This is a genomic window from Azospirillum sp. B506 (assembly GCF_000333595.1).
In the GTDB taxonomy this organism is placed as follows: Bacteria; Pseudomonadota; Alphaproteobacteria; order Azospirillales; family Azospirillaceae; genus Azospirillum.
On the sequence record NZ_BADK01000567.1, the window covers coordinates 1 to 1,662 of the forward strand.

Sequence of the window (1,662 nt, forward strand, 5' to 3'; positions counted from 1 at the left end):
CTGTCGTTGCCGGCGTTGCCCTCCAGCCAATCGTTGCCGGCATTGCCCTCCAGCCGGTCGTCGCCATCGCCGCCGGAGAAGGTCTCGCCCGCGTCGCCGCCCAGGATGGTGTCGTTCCCCGCCTCGCCATAGGCGACGTTGAACGACGCAGCGGTGCCGCTGTCGTCGCGGTTGTCGATCAGGTCGTTGCCGGCGCCGCCGTAAGACTGGTCGGAGCCCAGCCCGCCGATCAGGGTGTCGTCCCCGGCGCCGCCGGTCAGGCTGTCGTTGCCGGCGCCGCCCTGCAGCAAGTCATTGCCATCGTCGCCGGTCAACCGGTCGTCCCCGGCCCCGCCGATCAGCGTGTCGTTGCCCACCCCGCCATAGAGCTGGTCGTTGCCGGACCCGCCATCCAGCGTGTCGTTGCCGCCATAGCCATAGATCACGTCGTTGCCATCGACGCCCTGGATCAGGTCGCCGACATTGTAGCCCTCCAGCGTCTCCCAGGCCGCGGTCGCCAGCGTTTCCAGCGTCAGCGTCGGATCGGTCAGGTCCACCCGCTGCCCGTCGGCAAACAGCAGCGTCTGGACATAGCTCGCCCCGTCGCCGGCGCCGTTGAAGCGGTTCTTCAGCACGATCTCGTCGGCCGCGCCGCGGAAGCGCAGATACAGATCGTTGCCGAAGCGGGCGAAATAGAGATCCTCCCGCCTCAATGCGGTGCGGATCTCAAGAACGTCGCTGCCGCCCTCGTTGGTGATGGTGTCGCGCCCGCCGTCGTAGCGGATCAAATCGTCGCCCAGACCGGTCAGGACGGTGTTGGTGCCCGCCCCTCCCTCCAGCGTGTCGGCGCCGTCGCCGCCCTGGAGATAGTCGTTGCCGGCGCCCCCCAGCAGGCTGTCGGAGCCGTCGCCGCCTTTCAGGCTGTCGTCGCCGACATCGCCGGACAGGCTGTCGTTGCCGGTACCGCCATCCAGGGAATCGTTGCCGACGCCGCCAAGGATCAGGTCGTCGCCCGCGCCGCCGACAAGCTGGTCGGCGTCGTCACCGCCGTCCAGCGCGTCGTTGCCATCGCCGCCCTCCAGGCTGTCGGCGCCGATGCCGCCGATCAGCCGGTCCGCACCGGCTCCGCCATACAGCACGTCGTTGCCCGACCCGCCGTCCAGCAGGTCGTCGCCACCATAGCCATAGATGGTGTCGCTGCCGCCCAGGCCGCTGATGGTGTCGTTGGCGTTGTAGCCCTCCAGCTTCTCCACCGCATCGGTGGCCACCGTCTCCAGCACCAGGGCCGGATCGGTCAGGTCGGCCCGCTCGCCATTGGCGAACAGCACGGCCTGGACATAGCTCGCCCCGTCACCGGCACCATTGAAGCGGTTCTTCAGCACCACCTCGTCGCCACGGTTGCGGAAGCGCAGATAGAGGTCGTTGCCGAAGCGGGCGTAATACAGGTCGGCCCTGGTCAGCCCGCCGCCGATCACCAGCGTGTCGGTGCCGCCTTCATTGGAGATGGTCTCGCGCCCGCCATCGAAGCGGATGACGTCGTTGCCGGCCCCGGTGGACAGCGTGTTGGTGCCGCCGCCGCCCACCAGCGTGTCGTCGCCATCGCCGGCAAGCAGACTGTCGTCCCCGTCCCGCCTTCGAGAAGATCGTTTCCGGCCCGCCGTCCAAGTGTCGGCCCCCCGCCCG

The 1,662-nt window shown here is 69.0% G+C and carries 1 protein-coding gene; it reads right to left on the minus strand.

The genetic code is table 11. The features are described 5' to 3' along the window. Window positions 1-1,662: calcium-binding protein (locus I71_RS16705; protein WP_280109887.1), on the minus strand; the 1,662-nt coding region annotated here is incomplete at both ends.